17 protein-coding genes and 1 pseudogene are annotated in these 19704 nt (G+C 68.6%); 1 reads left to right on the top strand and 17 read right to left on the bottom strand.

Annotated elements, in window-relative coordinates; translation table 11 throughout:
• Window positions 1-13: 13 nt before the first annotated feature.
• The 17 genes and pseudogenes from AZSP09_RS07860 to AZSP09_RS07780 form a co-directional block, all read right to left on the bottom strand.
• Window positions 14-646: a hypothetical protein gene (locus tag AZSP09_RS07860; protein WP_152089689.1), complete on the bottom strand. Its 633-nt coding sequence runs from the start codon at window positions 644-646 to the stop codon at window positions 14-16.
• A 245-nt stretch (window positions 647-891) separates the two neighbouring features.
• Window positions 892-2151, bottom strand: coding sequence for a two-component system sensor histidine kinase NtrB (locus tag AZSP09_RS07855; protein WP_152089688.1), 1260 nt, complete (start codon window positions 2149-2151; stop codon window positions 892-894).
• 15 nt (window positions 2152-2166) lie between these two features.
• Window positions 2167-2685, bottom strand: coding sequence for a chemotaxis protein CheW (locus tag AZSP09_RS07850; RefSeq protein WP_152089687.1), 519 nt, complete (start codon window positions 2683-2685; stop codon window positions 2167-2169).
• Window positions 2686-2696: 11 nt separating this feature from the next.
• Window positions 2697-4868: a methyl-accepting chemotaxis protein gene (locus AZSP09_RS07845; RefSeq protein WP_152089686.1), complete on the bottom strand. Its 2172-nt coding sequence runs from the start codon at window positions 4866-4868 to the stop codon at window positions 2697-2699.
• Window positions 4869-4926: 58 nt separating this feature from the next.
• A complete protein-coding gene (locus AZSP09_RS07840) occupies window positions 4927-7146 on the bottom strand; it encodes a chemotaxis protein CheA (RefSeq protein WP_152089685.1) in 2220 nt (739 codons plus the stop codon).
• Complete coding sequence (locus AZSP09_RS07835; RefSeq protein WP_014238481.1) at window positions 7143-7457, bottom strand: STAS domain-containing protein; 315 nt, start codon at window positions 7455-7457, stop codon at window positions 7143-7145. Before AZSP09_RS07835 ends, AZSP09_RS07840 begins: the two co-directional genes overlap by 4 nt.
• A gap of 10 nt (window positions 7458-7467) precedes the next feature.
• Complete coding sequence (locus tag AZSP09_RS07830) at window positions 7468-7836, bottom strand: response regulator (protein WP_014238480.1); 369 nt, start codon at window positions 7834-7836, stop codon at window positions 7468-7470.
• Between the two features lie 295 nt (window positions 7837-8131).
• Window positions 8132-8431: pseudogene (locus tag AZSP09_RS20730) on the bottom strand (methyl-accepting chemotaxis protein); the annotation flags it as partial.
• 557 nt (window positions 8432-8988) lie between these two features.
• The gene (locus AZSP09_RS07820) at window positions 8989-9348 is read right to left on the bottom strand and encodes a response regulator (RefSeq protein ID WP_130459035.1); all 360 of its coding nucleotides are present in this window, start codon (window positions 9346-9348) and stop codon (window positions 8989-8991) included.
• Window positions 9349-9583: 235 nt separating this feature from the next.
• Entirely contained in the window at window positions 9584-10213 is a 630-nt protein-coding gene (locus AZSP09_RS07815; protein ID WP_014238477.1) for a response regulator, read from the bottom strand.
• Window positions 10210-11379, bottom strand: coding sequence for an ATP-binding response regulator (locus AZSP09_RS07810; protein ID WP_172974720.1), 1170 nt, complete (start codon window positions 11377-11379; stop codon window positions 10210-10212). Before AZSP09_RS07810 ends, AZSP09_RS07815 begins: the two co-directional genes overlap by 4 nt.
• A 94-nt stretch (window positions 11380-11473) precedes the next feature.
• A complete protein-coding gene (locus tag AZSP09_RS07805) occupies window positions 11474-12820 on the bottom strand; it encodes a sigma-54-dependent transcriptional regulator (RefSeq protein ID WP_269473828.1) in 1347 nt (448 codons plus the stop codon).
• On the bottom strand, window positions 12813-13172 hold the full coding sequence (locus AZSP09_RS07800; protein ID WP_152089681.1) for a 5-carboxymethyl-2-hydroxymuconate Delta-isomerase: 360 nt from the start codon (window positions 13170-13172) through the stop codon (window positions 12813-12815). Before AZSP09_RS07800 ends, AZSP09_RS07805 begins: the two co-directional genes overlap by 8 nt.
• A gap of 19 nt (window positions 13173-13191) precedes the next feature.
• Window positions 13192-15024 carry a sensor histidine kinase gene (locus AZSP09_RS20585; RefSeq protein ID WP_152089680.1) on the bottom strand — a complete coding sequence of 611 codons (1833 nt, stop codon included), beginning with the start codon at window positions 15022-15024 and terminating at the stop codon, window positions 13192-13194.
• Between the two features lie 143 nt (window positions 15025-15167).
• On the bottom strand, window positions 15168-15959 hold the full coding sequence (locus tag AZSP09_RS07790) for an ABC transporter ATP-binding protein (protein WP_152089679.1): 792 nt from the start codon (window positions 15957-15959) through the stop codon (window positions 15168-15170).
• A gap of 2 nt (window positions 15960-15961) precedes the next feature.
• On the bottom strand, window positions 15962-16780 hold the full coding sequence (locus tag AZSP09_RS07785) for an ABC transporter permease (protein WP_014238471.1): 819 nt from the start codon (window positions 16778-16780) through the stop codon (window positions 15962-15964).
• Window positions 16781-16784: 4 nt separating this feature from the next.
• The gene (locus AZSP09_RS07780) at window positions 16785-17771 is read right to left on the bottom strand and encodes an ABC transporter substrate-binding protein (RefSeq protein ID WP_152089678.1); all 987 of its coding nucleotides are present in this window, start codon (window positions 17769-17771) and stop codon (window positions 16785-16787) included.
• A gap of 335 nt (window positions 17772-18106) precedes the next feature.
• Here AZSP09_RS07780 and AZSP09_RS07775 point away from each other — a divergent pair, with 335 nt between their 5' ends.
• Complete coding sequence (locus AZSP09_RS07775; RefSeq protein ID WP_172974719.1) at window positions 18107-19657, top strand: tetratricopeptide repeat protein; 1551 nt, start codon at window positions 18107-18109, stop codon at window positions 19655-19657.
• Window positions 19658-19704: the final 47 nt, after the last annotated feature.

Below are 19704 nucleotides of genomic sequence, written 5' to 3'. Positions count from 1 at the left end.
GTGCCCGTCCAGGTCAGGGCACGCCGAGGGATTCCCAGTTGCTCCAGTTGTCCTTCTGGCCGCCACCCTGCCAGATGTGCCACAGGGCCCGGTCCGAACCCAGGGCGAAGGCTTCCAGGGGACCGCTGGTGCCGGCGTTCTCGGCCACCAGCAGTTGGCCGATGGCAATGCCGCCCGGCGGTTGTCCCAGGGACGACCAGCCATTCCACCCGCCCGGGCCGTTGGGAGATTGCCAGTTGTGCCAGAGGGCGCCATCGGTGGCGATGGAAAAGGCTTCCAGGGTGCCCTTGCCGGCATTTTCCACCACTTCCACCGAGGTGATCAGGGCTTTGGGACTGGGGGAGCCGAGGGATTCCCAGTTGCTCCAGTTGTCCTTCTGGCCGCCGCCCTGCCAGATATGCCAGAGGGCCCCGTCGGAGCCTGCAGCGAAGGCTTCCAAGGGGCCGCTGTCCCTAGCGTTGCCGATCACCTCCAGCTGGCTGATGAAGATGCCGGCTGGGCGGCCCAGGCTGGACCATCCGCTCCAGCCGCCGGGGCCGGTGGGCGACTGCCACGAATGCCAGAGTTCGGCATTGGGGCCGATGGTGAATGCTTCCAGCGGGCCGTTGTTGGGATTGTTCCTGATGATGTAGTTGGTCTTGCTCATGTTTGCCTCCTTGGTGATCTTGCACAGGCCGGAGGCTGGGGGGCCATGATGAAGGCAATCCAGGGAAGTCCGGTGACCCGCCGTCTGAGCGGTTGAGAAGCGGGCAGACGGCAGTTGGAAAACAATAGTCTGTCGCCGGATTATTGCAATATGACTTTGGTATGTTTTGGCGTTGGCTTGCTCTCATCCCCACTGATTACGAGGCGATTGGCTTGCATTCAAGTTGCACCAACGGCCTGGGTTGATCATTCGGCTGCCTTTGCCTGAGGAATGTTGTTTTGAAGTGGCAGGCATAGGGTGAAGCGGCTGCCCAGGCCCGGGCTGCTTTCCACCTCGATGTTGCCGCCGTGGAGACGGGCGACGGTGTCGGCGACGGAGAGTCCCATGCCTTCGCCGGAACCTACCGGCCGGGTGGTGAAGAAGGGATTGAAGATGCTTTCCAGATGCTGCGGCGCGATGCCGCAGCCGTTGTCCTCCACCGTCAGGCAGATCTGGCGGCCGTCGGGGCAGCTGCCGTGCAGGCGCACCATGCCTTCGGCCGGGATGGCCAGCAGGGCATTGTCGATGAGGTTTTCCAGGGCCTGCTGCAGCCGTTCCGGCAGGCAGTGCAGCGGCGGCAGGGCGTCGTAGCGCTGTTCCAGGCGGAAGTTGTGGCGCTTCTGGCAGGCCCGTTCCGCCGCCGTGCGACAGATGGCTTCCAGGTCGGCCTGGCGCCATTCGCCGCTGGCGCAGGTGCTGGAGAACTCCAGGAGATGGCGTACCACCGTGCTCACCCGGGAAATGCCCTGGCGGGTTTCGGCCAGCACCTGGGGGGCGTCCTGGCGCAGGAAGTCCAGGTCGATGCGCTCCCGGCCGGGCGGTTGCTGGCCGGCGGCGGCGCTCTCGTAGGCGTCCACCAGGGTCAGCAGGTCCTCCAGGTGCCGGGCCATGGCGCCCAGGTTGCTCTGGATGTAGCCGAGGGGCGTGTTGATCTCGTGGGCCACGCCGGCGGCGAGCTGGCCGATGGCGGCCAGCTTTTCGGCATGGAGCAGCTGGTCGTGGGTCTGGGTCAGGCGGCGATTGGTCTGTTCCAGGGAGGACAGGGTGTCCTGCAGGGCCCGTTCGGCCCGTTCCCGCTCGCTGATGTCGTTGAACATGAGGACGGCGCCGACCGTCTGGTCCTCCTCCAGGATCAGGGCCTGGTTGCACTCGACGACGATGCTGGAACCGTCCCGCTGCAGGAACACCTGGCGGCGGTGCTGGAACTCCGCCTCCCCCGCCAGGGGATTGGGCTTGTCGCCATAGAGCACGGCGGCCACCGGCCGGGTCAGCATGTCCTCCACCGGCCAGCCCAGCAGACGCGAGGCTGCCGGGTTGGCGAAGGTGATGCAGCCGTTGGTATCCAGGCTGAAGATGCCTTCACTGGCCGAGTGCAGGATCAGTTCGTAGGTGCGGCTCCAGCGGGCGAAGGCGGCCAGCACCTGTTGCTGCTGCGAATCCCCGGCGGAGTTGTGGTCCGGTTCCATGGAGTTCCTCCCTGCTCAGGCCGCGGCGCATTCGCTGTCCTGGACCAGCGCGTGAAAATCGTCCTCGGCCAGCACGTGGTTGAGATCCAGGACCAGGATGAAACCCTTGTCCATCTTGGCCATGCCCCGGATGAAATCGGTGCGCAGGTGGGTGCCGAAGGCCGGCGGCGGTTCGATCTGGGTGTCCGGGATGTCCAGGACCTCGTTCACCGCATCCACCATGATGCCCACCACCTGGGTTTCCTCGGCGGTGGGGGTCTCGACGATGACGATGCAGGTGCGCCGTCCGACCACGGTCGGTGCGTGGCCGAAGCGGCGGCGCAGGTCGATCACCGGAACCACGGCGCCGCGGAGGTTGATCACGCCGCGGACCGAGTCGGGCATCATCGGCACCACCGTCAGGTGGCCGTACTCGATGATTTCCCGGACGTTGAGGATGCCCACGGCGAACAGCTCATTGCCCAGCTGGAAGGTGAGGCACTGGGTGCGGGCTTCCGACTCCCTCTCGGGAGCGGCGGTGACTGGTGCGTTCATGGCCATTCTCCTTAGAACTGGACGAAGTCGCCGCCAGCTTCCACTTCGGCAGAAGCGCTTTCCCAGCTTTCCTGCCGGGATGCCTGGCGCGGTGCCTGGCCGGACTTCTTGGTGCCACGTACCTGCACGTTGCGCTGGGTGGTGCCGTGGCCGGTGTTGAAGAAGCCCATCAGCTGCTGCAACTGCTCGGCCTGGCCGGTCATTTCCTCGGCTGTCGCCGCCAGTTCCTCGGAGGAAGCCGCATTCTGCTGGGTGGTCTGGGTCAGCTGGGACATGGCACTGTTGATCTGGCCGACGCCCAGGGCCTGTTCCTTGGAGGCCGCGGTGATTTCCTGCACCAGGTCGGAGGTCTTCTTGATGGAGGGGACGATCTCGTCCAGCAGCTTGCCGGCGTGTTCCGCCAGGGAGACGCTGTTGCCCGCCACCTGGCCGATTTCCTGGGCCGCCACCTGGCTGCGTTCGGCCAGCTTGCGCACTTCGGCGGCGACCACGGCGAAGCCCTTGCCGTGGTCCCCGGCCCGGGCCGCCTCGATGGCGGCGTTGAGGGCCAGCAGGTTGGTCTGGTAGGCGATGTCGTCGATGATGCCGATCTTGGCGGCGATGGACTTCATGGCGGCCACGGTGTCGGTGACGGCCTTGCCGCCGTCCACCGCCTGGGTGGAGGCCTTGCTGGCGATGCCGTCGGTGACGCTGGCGTTCTCCGTATTCTGGTTGATGGAGCTGCTCATCTGTTCCATGGAGGCGCTGGTCTCCTCGACGCTGGAGGACTGCTGGGAAGCGGCGGAAGAGAGGGCCTGGGAGGTGCCGGAGATCTGCTCGCTGGCGTTGCTGAGGGCGTCGGCAGCGGTGCGCACTTCGGCGACCACGGTGCTGAGGCGGCCCACCATGCTATTGACGCAGTCCTTCAGGTCTTGCAGCTTGCCGTGGTAGTTGCCATTGATGCTCTGGGTCAGGTCGCCCTGCTCCACCGACTGCAGTACCCGCATGGCTTCGTTGAGCGGGGTGACGATGGCATCCAGGGTGTCGTTGATGCCGACCACGATGCGGCGGAAGTCGCCGGTATGGCGTTCAGCATTGGCGCGGGTTTCCAGGCGGCCCTGGAGGGCGGCGGTAGCCAGGGTGGAGGTGTCCTCAATGAGGGCCTTGAGGTTGGTGCGCACCTGCTCGATGGTGTCGTTGATGAAGGCCTTCTTGCCCGGCAGTTTTTCCATGGGAGCCTCGAAGTTGCCCTTGCCGAACTCGGCGACGCAGGCCATGGCCTTCTTCTTCACGGCGATGTGTCCTGCCACCATGCCGTTGACCCCATCGGCCACGACGCGGAAGCCACCCTGGTACTTGTCGGCGGGAACAACCACGTCGATGTCGCCCAGCTCGTGTTCGCGGCTCATGTGGTTCATGTCATTGATCAGCGTGCGGATGGTGTCCTGCATGCGGGCCACGTTGGCCAGCAGCGCATCCTTTTCCACGCCGTCCAGAGCGATTTCCTGGGAGAAGTCGCCCTGGGCCACCCGATTGACGCAGGCGGCCACCACGGCGGGGTCGGCACCGAGCTGGCGGGAGACGGAGCGCATGATGACAATGCCCAGGCCCAACACCAGGACCAGACTCAGCACGCTGAGTACGGCGGATTGCAGTTCGGCGGAGCCGCTAACCTTCTCGGCCTCCTTGGCCGATTGGGTGCCCAGGTCAAGGTTGTATTGCAGGTGGGCGACGAAGGCGTCGTTGATGCGGGTGATGGCGGCCTGGTTGGCCAGGAGGTAGTCCCGGGCCTGGGCCAGGCGGTTTTCCCGGGAGAGGGTCAGCGCATGCTCGCGCACCTGACGATAGGCCTCCAGAGCCTCCCGGTCGTCGCGCAGCATCTGCCGGTCCTTCTCGTCTGAAATGAAGCCCTCGTAGCGCTTCAGCGCCTCTTCGAGGTTGCCCATGTTGGTGCTGATACGGGCTTCGACCTCAGCCATGCGGCCCTTATCTTCCTGGGTGATGTGCTGCCACATCAGGGCCCGGACATTGGCCAGGGGTACGTAGGCTTCCTGCAGCACCTGCACCGAGGGCAAGGAATTGACGTTGGAGTAGTTGGTGATGGTGAACACCCGCTCGATCTGGTAGGCCGAGAGTCCGGCGAGGACGATCAGGCCGAGGGCGGCGCTGCTGATCAGCAGGATGAGGCGTTGTTTGAGGGTCATTGCATGCTCCTTCGGGCGAAGAAATCGGTCTGTGGATGTGGCGTCGTGGGGGCTGAATCTAGGCAGGCTGTTTGCTGCCGATGGCTTGGCCGGCGTTGCTTTCGCCCAACAAGCGGGCTTCCCGGCCGCTGGCGTCGTGCACCAGGGTGGGTACGTCGAGAATGAGGGCCACCTCGCCGGTGCCGAGGATGGTGGAACCGGAGAAGCCGCGCAGGTGGCGGAAGATCTGGCCGAGGGGCTTGATCACGGTCTGGAACTCGCCCAGCAGGCGGTCCACCACCAGGCCGGCCCGGCGGTTGCCGTACTGCACGATGACCACGTTCTCCCGCTGGCTGCTTTCCCCTTCCAGGTTGAGCAGGTTGCGCAGGCGCAGGCAGGGCAGGGCCTCGCCGCGCAGGTCCAGGTAGTGGCTGCTCTGTCCCCGGCTCTGCAGGCGCTCCCCGTCGGGCAGTTCCATGCATTCCTGCACCAGGTCCAGGGGCAGGACGAAGGCGCTGTCCGCCACCTGGATGAGGAAGCCGTCGATGATGGCTAGGGTCAGGGGCAGGCGGATGCGCATGGTGGTGCCCACGCCCTCCTGGCTCTCGATGTCGATGCTGCCGCGCAGGGCGCTGATGTTGCGGCGGACCACGTCCATGCCGACGCCGCGGCCGGAGAGGTTGGTGACCTGCTCGGCGGTGGAAAAGCCGGGCTCGAAAATGAGGTTGAAGACGTCCCGGTCGGTGAGGGCCTGGCCCGGCGCCACCAGGCCCCGGTCCATGGCCTTGGCCAGGATCTTGTCCCGCTTCAGGCCGCCGCCGTCGTCGGCCACCTCGATGACGATGCTGCCGGACTCGTGGTAGGCGTGGAGGCTGAGGCGGCCCTGGGCCGGCTTGCCCCGGGCCAGGCGCTCTTCGATGGATTCGATGCCGTGGTCCATGGAGTTGCGCACCAGATGCATGAGGGGGTCGCCGATCTTCTCCACCACGGTCTTGTCCAGCTCGGTCTCGGCGCCGGTGATGACCAGCTCGATGTCCTTGCCCAGTTCCCGGGAAACGTCCCGTACCACCCGGGGGAAGCGGTTGAAGGATTCGCCGATCTCCACCATGCGCAGGGACAGGGCCCGGTCCCGGATCTCTTCCACGTGGCGGCCCACCTGGGCCATGGCTTCGATCAGGGCGGTATCGCCGTTGCGCTGGGAGAGCAGGGTGGCGGAGGCGCCGGCGATGACCAGTTCCCCCACCTGGTTGATCAGGTCCTCCAGCTTTTCCGCATCGACGCGGATGAAGCGGGTGGCGGCGGAGCGGTTCTCCCGGCCTTTCGCCTGCTTTTCCAGGGCGGCCTGGACCACGGGGGCGGGAATGCCGTCTTCCTGGATCAGCATCTCTCCCAGGGCCGGCGGGGCCGCCTGGCGCTGCCTCTCCAGGGCCCGTTCCAGCTCGGCCTGGCTGAGGGCGCCGCTGGCCACCAGGATCTCGCCCAGGCGCTCCAGCCCTTCCGGCGCCTCGGCGATGAGCTTGAGGTAGTCGTCGATGGAACTGCGGGGCGGCAGGAGGGTGATGCGGCAATCGTCCCGGACGAAGTCGAAGGTGCTGTCGATGGCTTCCCGGCTGGCCTCGCTGCGGAAATCCAGCTCGAAGCCCAGGTAGCAGCTTTCCGCGTCCATGGCTTCCGGCGCCGGCATCTGCTGCCACAGGGTGGTGATGTGAGCGATTTCCCCCAGGGTGCCTAGATAGCGCAGGAAGGAGGCCGGGTCCATGCCGTTCTTCAGGACTTCGGGGCCGAAGCGCAGGGAGATGTGCCAGGCATCGTTATGCACCGGGTCCGCCACCTCGCCGGCGGCCGGCGCTGCGCTCGGCGGGGCCTGCCGGGGGCTCTCGGCCTGGGAGGCAGAAGGGGCGCCGCTACTGGCGATGCATGCCTGGAGACGGGCCAGCAGGGCGGGCCTGCGGGCTTCCTGGGCGGCGGCGTCGGCTACCTCGTCGCCGGCAATCTGGTTGATGAGGAAGCCCAGGTAGTCGCTGCACTCCAGGAGCAGGGCGATGAGGTCCCCGTCCACCGCGACGCGGCCGTCCCGCACCAGGTCGAGCAGGGTTTCCGCCACGTGGGCGAAGGCCACCAGCTGGTCCAGGCTGAACAGCCCGGCCGAGCCCTTGATGGTGTGGATGGCGCGGAAGGTGGCGGAGATGGCCTCCCCGTCCCGCGGGTCCCGTTCCAGGGCCAGCAGGGAATCCTCCATGCCCAGCAGCAGTTCCCGGGCTTCGGCGACAAAGGTTTGCAGGACGTCATCGGTACTCACGACGGCAGCTCCCCGTTGTTGTCGAGACCGAAGGTCTGGTGCAGGTCGTACAGCTCGAACATAGTGTTGACGGCCGGGTGCAGGGCCACCAGGCGCAGGCTGCGCTGCTGCATCTGGGCCTGGCGCAGGACCAACAGCAGGAGCTGGACGCCGACGCTGTCGATCTCATTGACCTGGCTCAGGTCGATCTCCACCCGGGGGCCGGCGCACAGGGCCAGCAGCTCGTCCTTGATGCCGGCGTCGTAGATAGTGAATTCGCCCTGCAGGGCAAGGTGCATGACGCCGTCGGCGGAATGGGTCTTCATCTCCATGGCGCGCTCCTCAGGGCATGACCAGCTTGGTCACGGCGGTGAGCATCTGGGCCGGCTGGAAGGGCTTCACCACCCAGGCCTTGGCGCCCGCCGCCTGGCCCCGCTGCTTCATGCTGTCGCCGGCTTCGGTGGTGAGCATGATGACCGGGGTGAAGCGGTGCTCCGGCAGCTTCTTCAGCTCGGTGACGAAGGTGATGCCGTCCATCACCGGCATGTTCACGTCGCTGATGATGAGGTGCACCTTCTGGCCCTTGAGCTTGTTCAGGCCGTCCTGGCCGTCGCAGGCTTCCAGGGTTTCGTAGCCGGCCCCCTTGAGGGCAATGCTGACGACCTGGCGCAGGGAGGCGGAGTCGTCGACGATGAGAATTGTCTTTGCCATGGGGGCGGTCCTAAAAGAAGGTGATGTCGGAGTCGGCCGGTGCCTGGCTGCTCTTGCCGCCATGCACGGCGTGCTGCTCGGCCGTGGTGTAGGTGCTGGCCAGGTTGTCCAGCCAATCCTGGGCGTCCAGGTGTTCCGGCCCGGTGGCCAGGTGCCGCTCCAGCCTTTCCATGTCCTGGCGGACGTGGCCCAGCATCTGGCCGATGCGATCCTGGAACTGGAGGGAGACCAGGGATTCGGCCACTTCCTGCTGGATGCCCTGGTGCTGCCGGCGCAGGGTGTTGGCGGTGTCCGCCAGGTCGCCGGTGACGCGCTGGAAACCTTCGAGGATTCCCGCCACCGATTGCTGGGCCTGGCCTAGGGCCTGCTCGTCGGCCAGGGCGCCCTGGTCCGCCGCCTGCAGGGCGCCGTGGATGGCCTCATTGACCAGCTGCACCTTGTCGGCGATGCGCCGGCCGGTGCCGGCCGATTCGTTGGAAAGCTCTCGCACCGCGTCGGCGACCACGGCGAAGCCGCGCCCTGCGTCCCCGGCCCGGGCCGCCTCGATGGCGGCGTTGAGGGCCAGCAGGTTGGTCTGGCCGGCGATGCGGCCGACCCCCTGGGCCATGGCATCCAGTTCGTCGGTGAAGGCGGCGAGGCGGCCGATCTCTTCCAGCATGCGGCGCTTGTTGGCCAGCAGCCCGGCCAGGGTGGCCAGCAGGGCATCCAGTTCCCGGCGGCTGTGCTCCAGGGTCTGCAGCAGGTTGCCGCCCACCGAGGCGTCGGAGGCCCGGGCGCTGGCTTCCAGGCCGTCCACGATGCCGGCGAAGCGGGAGGAGAGGGCGGCGATGGCCGTTTCCGTCTGCTCGCCGACCAGGGTCAGCTGCTTGCGCCAGATGGGCAGGATGTGGCCCTCGATGCTGTGCACCTGGGCGGTCAGTCCCGCCTGGCGCTGGCGTTCCTCCGCCTCGCTCCGGGCGCCGGCCGCCAGGGCTGCGGCCAGCCGTTCCTGCAGCAGGCGGCTGTGCTGCCGGCCGTACCAGGCGCCAGCAGCCCCGGCGAGCGCCAGCAGCAGGGCGCCGCCGATGCCGCCGGCCGTGCTGCCGCCCTGGCCCAGGGACCAGGCGGCGCCGGCCAGTCCCAGGCCGAGCGGGGTCCAGGTGGTGGGGGCGCTCATTGGCGGGCCTCCGCCAGGTGGCGCACCGTACTGGCCAGGGGTTCGAAGTCGGAGGACTTGTCGAAGAAGAAATCGGCGCCGGCCGCGGCGCAGCGGCGGCGGAAGCCGGGATGGTTGGTGAAGATGGCGACGATGGTGGCCGGCGCTTCCAGCTTCACCTTGCCCAGCAGGGACATGCCGCTGCCGTCGGCCACCTCGATGTCCAGGATCAGCAGTTCGGGGCGGAACAGGCGGAAATGGCGCAGGCCGATGTCGATGCGATCGGTGACCACCGTTTCCACCCGGGGCAGGTCGGCGAATGCCAGGCGCAGCCGTTCGCTGACCAGCTTCGAGTCTTCGACGATGAGGATTTTCATGGCGCTTGTCCGTGGCGTGCTGCGATGGGTGTATTTCACGCCAGACGCCAAAGCGCCGCCGTCGGCAACGGCGGAATGTGATTTAGGGCAAGCCTGATTCGGGGGTCAGGTAAACCCTACAAGGGGAGTGCCCGCGTCAGCGGGCCGGCCATGTCGGGGATGGGAGGGGGAAGCGGGAAGGAGGCGGGGAGGAGGGCGTGAAACGGGCAGCGCAACGACAGGGCGGAGGCGGGGCCTAGGGCCGGCCCAGGCCGTGGCGCAGGGCGTAGCGCACCAGTTCGGCATTGTTGTCGATGCCGAGTTTCTGCATGAGCCGGGTCTTGTGGGTGCTGACGGTCTTGGCGCTGACGTGCAGCCGTTCGCCCACGGCGGCCAGGGCCAGGCCCTGGCTGAGCAGCTGCAGCACCTCGAATTCCCGGTCGGAGAGGGCCTCGTGGGGCGGCGCCTCTTCCGGGGCGCCGAAGACCATGGCGTCCACCAGGGCCGGGTCGATGAAGCGGCCGCCCCTGGCCACCTTGCGGATGGCCGCCAGGAGAATGGCCGGGTCGCTGTCCTTGGTCACGTAGCCGCTGGCGCCGGCGCGCAGGGCCCGGGACACCAGCTGGCTCTCGTTGTGCATGCTGAGGACGACGACGGGGACCTCCGGCGCTTCCGTATGGGCGCGGCGGATCAGGTCCAGGCCGCTGATGCCGGGCATGGACATGTCCATCAGCAGCAGGTCGATGCCGCCCTGGCGCAGCCGGGTCAGGACCTCGCTGCCCTGGCTGGCCTCGCCGGCCACCTCCAGGTCGGCTTCCGTGGCCAGGAGCTGCTTGAGGCCGCTGCGTACGATGCTGTGGTCGTCGGCCAGCAGGATGCGGATCATGGCAGTTCCTCCGCCAGGGGAATGGTGATGTGCAGGCGGGTGCCCCGGCCCGGGGCACTGACGATGCGCAGCTTGCCGCCCAGGGCCTCCAGGCGCTCGCCCATGCCCAGCAGGCCGAAGGAGTTGCCGCCCACCTGGCTGGGGTCGAAGCCCTTGCCGTTGTCGGCGATCTCCAGGCGGATGTGCTCCGCCTCCAGGCTCAGGCCGATGTCCACCTGGCTGGCCTCGGCATGGCGGGTGACGTTGGTGAGGGATTCCTGGACGATGCGGAAGAGGGTGGTGGCCCGGCTGTCGTCCAGGGGAATGTCGTCCCCGGCCAGCAGGTGGCAGGCGATGCCGGTGCGCTGGCGGAATTCTTCGGTGAGCCATTCCAGGGCCGGCAGGATGCCCAGGTTGAGCACCGCCGGACGCAGCTGGGAGGCCACCTGGCGCATCACCCGCACCGCCTCCTCCACCAGGTGCTGCATGGTGTCCAGGCGCTGGCCGATGGCCGGCGGGGCGTCGCCCAGCTCCCGACGCAGCAGTGTCAGGTCCATTTTCAGGGCGGTCAGCATGGAGCCCTGCTCGTCGTGGATCTCCCGGGCGATGCGCTTGCGCTCCTGCTCCATGGCGGCTTCGCCGTGGGCGGCCAGGTCCCGCAGCTGCTGCCGGGATTCGAGCAGTTCCTGGGCCATGCGGCGGCGTTCGGTGATCTCCTCGCTGAGGTGCCGGTTGGCCACTTCCAGTTCCGCCGTGCGCTCCTGCACCCGCAGTTCCAGGGTGCGGCGCAGGGCCCGCAGGGTCAGGTGGGTGGTGACCCGGGCCTGCACTTCCTCGCTCTTGATGGGCTTGCCGATGTAGTCCACGCCGCCGCTGGAAAAGGCCTGGATGCGATCCTCCACGGCGCTGGCAGCGCTGATGAAAATCACCGGAATGTCCCGGGTGGCCGGGTCGGCCTTGAGCTTGGCGCACAACTCCAGCCCGCTCATGTCGGGCATGCGGATGTCCAGCAGCACCAGGTCCGGCTGCAGGCCGTCGAGGGCGGCCAGGGCCTGGGCCCCGTCGGCCACGGCGTGCACCGTGTGGCCGTAGCGCTGCAGCAGCTGGGTGAACAGATGGCGGTCCAGGGCGGAATCGTCCGCCAGCAGGATGGTGCCGGTGATGCCGTTGTCGAATCGCGCAGGCACGGGAGCCTCCCGGTTTGTGGCCCTGGGGGCCGCTTCTTGTGCCGCCCATTTTGACGGCATCGGACCGGGCCCGGCAAGGGGCTCGACGGCGGCTTCAGCGGCGGAAGGTGTCGGCGGCGATCTGCAGGCGGGCCAGCTTGTCGTAGAGGGTCTTCTTCGGCAGCTGCAGGCGCTCGGCCGCCAGGGCCACATTGCCGTGGCAGGCCGCCAGGGCGGCCTCGATGAAGCCCTGTTCCGCCAGCTCCAGGCGCCGGGCCAGGGGCAGCTCGGCCCCCGGGGCGCTGCCCGCCGGGGATGCCGCCTGGGGCTGGTCCAGGCCCAGGCAGAAGCGCTCCGCCGCGTTCTTCAGCTCCCGCACGTTGCCCGGCCAGGGCTGGGCCTGCCAGCGGGCCAGTTCGGCCGGGCCCCAGGCCGGCACTTCCCGGCCGAAGCGCTTGGCCGCCTGCTGCAGGAAGTGGCCCATGAGCAGGGGAATGTCTTCCTGGCGCTGGCGCAGGGGCGGCAGGTCGATGCTGACCACGTTGAGCCGGTAGTAGAGGTCGGCGCGGAACTGGCCGGCCTCGGCCAGGGCCTTGAGGTCGGCCTTGGAGGCGGCCACCACCCGGCAATCCACCGCCACCGGGGCATTGCCGCCGAGGCGCTCGATGCTGCGCTCCTGCAGGGCCCGCAGCAGCTTGACCTGGAGATTGAGGGGCATGGACTCGATTTCGTCGAGGAACAGGGTGCCGCCGTGGGCGTATTCGATCTTGCCGATGCGCCGCTTGCCGGCGCCGGTGAAGGCTCCCGCCTCGTGGCCGAACATCTCGCTCTCGAAGACGCTCTCGGGCAGGGCGGCGCAGTTGATGGCGACGAAGGGGCCGCGCCGGCCGGAGGCGCTGTGGATGGCCCGGGCCACCACTTCCTTGCCGCTGCCGGTCTCGCCGTTGATGAGGATGTCCACATCGGTGGGGGCCAGGGCCGCCACCAGACGGCGCACCTCCTGCATGGCCGGGGTCTGGCCGATCACCGGCAGGCCGTCCTGGGTCGGCAGGGCTTCCTTGAGGCGCCGGTTTTCCAGCAGCAGGGCCCGCTTCTCCAGGGCCTGGCGGGTGACCCGCACCAGATGTTCGGAAGTGAAGGGCTTTTCGATGAAGTCGTGGGCGCCGTCGCGCATGGCCTGCACCGCCATGGCCACGTCGCCGTGGCCGGTGACCAGAATCACCGGCAGCTCCCGGTCCAGCTGGCGCAACTCCCCCAGCAGGGCGATGCCGTCCCTGCCCGGCAGGCGCACGTCGCTGACCACGGCCCCGGGCAGTTCGGCGGCCAGGGCCGCCAGGGCCCCCTCGGCATCGGCAAAGCTGCGCACCTCCAGGCCGGCCAGGGTCAGGGCCTGGGCGCTGCCCATGCGCACGGCCGGATCGTCCTCGACGAGAAAGACCGGCAGGGCGGCGGCCTCAGACACGGCTGCTCTCCTTGGCATAGCTGGCCCGGTCGATCTCGAACAGCTCCACGCACAGCTGCAGCTCGGTGCCCGGTGCCGCCTGCACCAGGGGCGAGAGGGCGGCCAGCAGGCTGTCGGCCAGCTGCTTCCTGGTGTCCATGCTGCGCCCCGGCATGAGGCTCAGCTTGGCATGGGCGAAGGCCCGGGGCGTGGCGGCGGTGCCGACGCAGAATATCTCCAGGGCCAGGGCCCGGCTCTTGATGTCGGCTTCCTCGAAGAGGCCGGAGTCGGCCAGGCAGCGGTTGAGGGCGGCGAGGCTGGCGGCCGGGTCCAGGGAGAGGTTGCTGCTGTATTCCAGGGTCAGGTGGGGCATGGCGTGGTTCCGGGGCGGGTCAGGCGGGGGTGGGGTTTGGCTGGGTGCCGCTGGCGGCTTCCAGGATGATAGCGAATTCGGCGCCGCCTTCCGGCCGGTTGCGGCCCTCCAGGCGGCCGCCGAAGCCTTCGACGATGGCCAGGGAAATGGCCAGACCCAGGCCCAGGCCTTCGCCCACGGGCTTGGTGGTGTAGAAGGGTTCGAACAGGTGGGCCAGGACCTCCGGCGGCAGGCCCGGGCCCTCGTCGCGGATGGCGATGCGCACCTGGGAGCCCCGCCGTTCGGCCTGCAGGTGCAGGCGCGGTGCCGGCCGCTCCTGCATGGCGTCGAGGCCGTTGCGCAGCAGGTTCACCAGCACCTGCTCCAGGCGGGTGGTGTCGGCCAGCACCGCCAGTTCCGGGGCGATGGGAGCCACCTGGATGGCGGCCTGCAGCTCCCGCCGCCGCGGTTCCAGGATCAGCAGGGCGTTGTCCACGGCCCGGGCCACGGGGACCGGGCTCTTTTCCGCCGGGCCCTTGCGCGAGAAGGACTTGAGCTGGGTGACGATGCGCCCCAGGCGGGCGGTGAGCTGGCGGATCATGGCCAGGTTCTCCCGCACTTCCTCCAGGCGGCCCAGGTCCATGAGGGCCACGGCGTTGTCGGAGAAGGTCTGCAGGGCGGCCAGGGGCTGGTTCAGTTCGTGGCTCATGCCGGCGGACATCTGGCCCAGCACCGCCAGCTTGCCGGCCTGCACCGCCGTGTCCCGGGTCTGGTGCAGGATCGCCTCGGCCTGCTTGAGGGCTTCCACCTTGCGGGTCAGGTCGGCGGTGCGTTCGGCGATGGCCGCCTCCAGGGCGGCATGGGCCTGGTGCAGTTCGGCCCGGCGCTTGCGGCGCAGGTTCTGGTGGGCCGCCAGGGCCAGCACGAAGGCCAGGGCGAAGGCGGCGGTGAAACCGGCGCCGAGGGCGCTGCGGCGGGCCTCCGCCGGGTCGGTGAGGAGCACCACGCGCCAGCCCTGGTGGCCCACCGCCTGGCTCTCCATGAGCAGGTCCCGGGGGCGCCGGTCGGTCACCGCCAGGCGCACGCTGCCGTCTTCCAGGGCCCGGTCGCTGATGAGGGGTTCCAGGGGACTGTCGCCGTACTTGCGGCTGGCCGCCAGCCGTTCCCGGGCCAGGGGGGAGAGGGGGGCCAGGGTGCGGTAGCGCCACTCGGCCTTGGGGGCGAGGAAGATGACGCCCTCGTCGTCGGCCAGCAGCACGGTGTCGCCGCTCCTGGCCAGGGCGGATTCGAAGGGGGCCAGGTTCACCTTGATGGTGACCACGCCCTCGATGGGGCCGTGGCTGCCGTCCCGCACCGGGGCGGCGAGGAAGTAGCCCGGTTCGCCGGTGGTGGCGCCGACGCCGTAGAAACGGCCCAGGCTGCCCTTGATGGCTTCCCGGAAATAGGGACGGAAGGCGTAGTTGTGGCCGACGAAGCTGCCCGCCTTGTCCCAGTTGCTGGCGGCCAGGGTGTGGCCGCGGCGGTCAATGAGGTAGGCGGCGCTGATCTCGGCGCCGCTCTGGGCGGTCTTCAGATAGGCGTTGGCGGCCTTGGCCTGGGCGCTGCCGGCGGGCTGGGCCAGCAGTTCGTGCAGCTTGTGTTCCAGGGCCAGCAGGCCGGGCAGGGCCTCGTAGCGGGCCAGGGTGGCTTCCAGGGAAAGGGCGTAGAACTCCAGGTGGCGGGCGGCGTTCTGCCGTTCGCCATCGAGGAAGATGGTCAGGGCCACCTGGTAGGCGAGCCAGCCGAAGACCAGGCAGGCGGCGAGCAGGGCGGTGCCCAGCAGCAGCCGGCGGCGGCTGGAGGTGGCGGGGGCGGGCAGGGGCGGCAGGGACACGGTGGGTGGGGGCGCGGTCAGGGTTGGGAGGCAGCCGCCTATGCTAATGCCCGGACCCGGCGGCGGCCAGACGCAAAGGAAGGGAGACGGGAAAAGCGGGGAAAAAAAGCGGGGGACGGCAGCGCCGCCCCCCGCGGCGGTGCCTAGTCCATCGCCGCCAGCTTCAGCTCGTCGGCAGCGTGGCGCTGCTGCTCCTCCATCACCAGGCGGCCCAGCTCCCGCTTCAACTCGTTGAACTCGTGGCTGGAGGGGTCCCGGGGCCGGGGCATGGTGACGTACTGGTCCCGCTTGATGGTGCCGGGGCGGTAGGTCATGACCACGATGCGGTCCGCCAGGTAGATGGACTCCTCGATGGAGTGGGTGACGAAGAGGATGGTCTTGTTCAGCTTCTCCCAGATGCGCAGCAGTTCGTCCTGCAGGTTGCGCCGGGTGAGGGCGTCGAGGGCGCCGAAGGGCTCGTCCATGAGCATGATGGGCGAATCCAGGGCCAGCACCCGGGCGATGGCCACCCGCTGGCGCATGCCGCCGGAGAGGTCCTTGGGGAAGCGGTCGCGGAAGTCCTTCAGGTGCAGCAGGTCCAACAGCTGGTCCACCGTCAGGTCGATCTCGGCCTTCTCCTTCTTCTGGATCTGCAGGCCGAAGGCGATGTTCTGGGCCACGGTCATCCAGGGGAAGAGGGCGTATTCCTGGAACACCATGCCCCGGTCCGGGCCCGGGGTGAGGATCTTCTTGCCCTCGATGACGATCTCGCCGGCCGAGGGCGGCTGGAAGCCGGCCACGGCATTGAGCAGGGTGGATTTGCCGCAGCCGGAAGGGCCCAGCAGGCAGACGAATTCGCCCTGCTTGACGGTGAGGTTGATGTCCTTGAGGGCGGTGACGTCGCCGCCGGGGGTCTTGAAGACCTTCTGCACGTCCTTAATCAGGATGTCGCTCATGGTTAGTGCTCCAGGCCGCGGTGCCAGCGCAGCAGGTGGTTGTTGAGGCGGCTGACGGCGGTGTCGATGGCCAGACCCAGCAGGCCGATGGTGATCATGCCGGCGATGATCTTGTCCGACCACATGAACTCCCGGGCTTCCAGGATGCGGAAGCCGAGGCCGTCGTTCACCGCGATCATCTCGGAGACGATCACCACGATGAAGGCGGTGCCGATGCCGATGCGCACCCCGGCCAGGATGTAGGGGGTGGAGGCGGGCAGGATCACCCGGGTGAACATGGTCCAGTAATTGACCCCCAGGTTGCGGGCGGCCCGCAGGTAGATGCCGTCCACGTGGCGCACCCCGGCGATGGTGTTCATCAGCACCGGGAAGAAGGCGCCGATGGCGATGAGGAAGAAGGACGGCGGGTTGCCCAGGCCGAACCACAGGATTGCCAGCGGGATGTAGGCGATGGGCGGGATCGGCCGCAGGATCTGCACCAGAGGGTTGAACAGGTCGTAGATGCGGTTGTTGGCGCCCATCACCAGGCCCAGGGGCAGGGCCAGGCCGGCGCCGATGATGAAGCCGACGATGACCCGGTAGAGGCTGGAATAGGCGTCGTGCAGCAACTCGCCGGAAATGAGCCAGGTGAAGTAGCTGCCGCTGCCCGGGACGTAGTCCTGGGTCGGCAGCAGGTAGGCCCACCATTTCACCGCCACGGCGCTGGGGGAGGGCAGCAGCACCTCGGAGAAGAGGCCGGCCCGGGAGCCGGCCTCCCACAGGATCAGCACCAGCACCGGCACCAGGGCGCCGTGGGCGAAGGCTTGCAGTTTCTTCAGCATGGCCTTACTTCACCTTCAGTTCGGTCTTGGCCTTCTGCAGCAGGTCCAGCTTGACCCACTCGGCAGCCTTGGGCGGCTTGGCCATGCGGCCGACGCCGTACTTCTGCATGAAGGAGGTGGTGATGTCGATGTGCTCGGGGGAAACGTCGTAGGTGTAATCGGCGTTGTCCATGGCGTCCTTGAAGTCCTGGGAACTGATCTGGCCCTTGAACATCTGCTCGCGCACGTACTTCTCGGCCAGGGCCATGTCCTTGTTGAACAGGGCGGTGGCTTCGACGAAGCACTTCATGACCCGCTGGGCCACGTCCTTCTTCTCGTTGTAGAGCTTCTCGGTCATCACCAGGAGGCGCACCGGCTCGCCCATGGCGGTGTTGTAGGGCTTCATGATCTCCACCCCGAACTTCTTGTTGAGGGCCTGGGAGGACTGGGGCTCGGACTGGCACATGGCGTCGATCTGCTTGGCGGCCAGGGCCTGGTTGAGGTCGGCGAAGGCGAGGAAGACGATCTGCACGTCCTTGCCCGGCTTGTCGGACCAGGTCAGGCCGGCCTTTTCCAGTTCGGCGTAGAGCAGTAGCTCGTGGGCGCCGCCCCGGGTGACGCCCACCTTCTTGCCCTTCAGGCCCTGGATGTCCCTGATGCCGGTATCGGCGCCGGCCACCAGGCGGGCGCCGCCCTTGGCGAAGCCGGCCACGGTATAGATGGGCACGCCGTTGGCGCGGCCGGAGATGGCGCCGTCGGAAGCCAGGGCGGCGATGTCCACCTCACCGGCGACGATGGCCGGCATGATGTCCGGGCCCTTGGGGAACATGCGTTCCTCCACCTTCAGATCGTACTTGGCGCACAGCTCCTTCATGTAGGACACGGCGCCGTAGTGGGCGAACTTCAGGTTGCCCAGGCGCACCACGTCCTCCGCCTGGGCCGGCGCGGCGGCCAGCAGGGCGGAAGCACAGAGGGCGGTGACGGCCGCAGCCAGAACTTTGCGTTGTTGCATGGAAGTCTCCTCACAGGGTGGATGTCCCCGGCGGCAGTGCCGGGTTGTGAGGCTCCTGTTTGCAGGGACCGTGCCATCTGCCGGAAAAGTTTGCAGGCGATTGTTTTTGCAGAGATTTGGCTCGGCGTCGGGGTGCCGCGCCTCCCCAGACTTTCCGGAAAGCCGCACGCCCCGGGGCGGCCGTTCCGGGATTCCGCACGGGGCTGGCCGTCGTCTTAACCCGGATTTACCCGGGGCTTAACCCGTATTTACATCCCCCGGGCCAAGAATGCCCCGGTGGCGTCCCGGCGCAGCCGGCGGCGCCGGTCATGGCAAGCACGGGGAGCCGGCAACGCATGTCGCACATCGACGGACTGGAACAGATCATCGCCCTGGTGGGGCGCAGCGCCAGCCTGCGCCAGGAAGGCCGCACCGAGGCCGCCCTGGGCTGCCTGCAGCAGGCCCTGGCGGTCAATCCCCGGCTCTATCCCCTGCACCTCAACTGCGCCCGCCTGATGGGCGAGCTGGGCTGCTACGAGGAAGCCATCGCCGCCTACGGCCGCTACCTGCGCGACGCCCCGGACGACGGCGAGGCGGCGGCCCAGTGCCGCCAGCTGCAGCAGGAGGCGGAGGAGCACTACGGCACCCTGCTGGAGATCGACCGGGACAACGTGGATTTCCATGTGCTGCGGGGCAACATCCGCCTCGGCGCCGGCCGGGCGGCTGCCGCCCTGGCCGACTTCGACCAGGCCCGCCGGCTCGATCCCCGCTGCTGGGGTCTGGAGGCCCGCCGGGGCGCGGCCCTGGCCGCCCTGTACCGGCACGAGGAAGCCCTGGCGGCCCTGGACCGGGCCCTGGAGCGGGAGCCGGGCAATCTCCAGGTGCGCCTGCAGCGGGGCCGGGTGCTGCAGGCCCTGGGCCGCTGGGAGGCCGCCTTCGCCAGCTACGAGCAGTTGCTGTGCTTCCATCTCGACCACCCGGAGGCCCTGGTGGAGCAGGCCCACTGCTGCTTCGCCCTGGGGCGCTGGCGCCAGGGCTGGCAGCGCTACGAATGGCGCTGGGAAACCCGGCAGATGGCCGACGCCTGGCTGCCCAGCAATGCTCCCCTGTGGCTGGGCCGCCATTCCCCCGAGGGGCGGACCGTGCTGCTGTGGGCCGAGCAGGGCCTGGGCGACACCCTGCAGTTCTTGCGCTACGTGCCCCGGGTGGCGGCCCTCGGCGCCCGGGTGCTGTTGCTGCTGCCTCCGTCCCTGGCCGCCCTGGCTGCCAGCCTGGGGCCGGGAATCGAGATTCTGCCCATGGGCGGCGACCTGCCGCCCCACGACCTGCACTGTCCCCTGCTCAGCCTGCCCCTGGCCCTGGGCCTGTGCCGTCCCGAAGAAGGGCCTGGGACGCCCTATCTGCGGGCATCCCCGGAGCGTGCCGCCAGGATGCCCGTCCTGCCTGCCTTCCAGGGCAGGCGCATCGGCCTGGTGTGGTCGGCCAAGGCCGACGGCGATGCCGGCCGCAAACTTGCCCTGGCGCAGCTGCAGCCCCTGCTGGGGCCGGGGCGCCGCTTCTATTGCCTGCAGCAGATGATCCCGGCCGCCGACCAGGAAACCCTGGCCGCCCTGCTCCAGCTGCAGCGGGTGGATGAATGGCTGGAGGACTGGGCCGACACCGCCGCCCTGGTGCAGCAGCTGGACCTGGTCATCAGCGTGGACACGGCGGTGGCCCATCTGGCCGGCGCCCTCGGCCGCCCCTGCTGGCTGCTGCTGCAGCACGGCGGCGAATGGCGCTGGGGCCGGCAGGGGGCGGCGACACCCTGGTACGCCAGCCTGCGCCTCTTCCGCCAGCCGGCCTGGGGCGACTGGGACAGCGCCGTGGCCCAAGTGGCGGCCGCCCTGGCGGACTGGCGCGGGGGCTGAGCGCGGCTGCCGGCATCGGGCCAGGCCTGGCCTGGGGAAGGCCCTAG

Origin of the sequence: Azospira sp. I09, assembly GCF_009177135.1 — a bacterium.
Taxonomy (GTDB): Bacteria; Pseudomonadota; Gammaproteobacteria; order Burkholderiales; family Rhodocyclaceae; genus Azospira; species Azospira oryzae.
The sequence above is the reverse complement of the archived record's forward strand: the minus strand, read 5'-3'. Positions and strand labels throughout refer to the sequence as shown.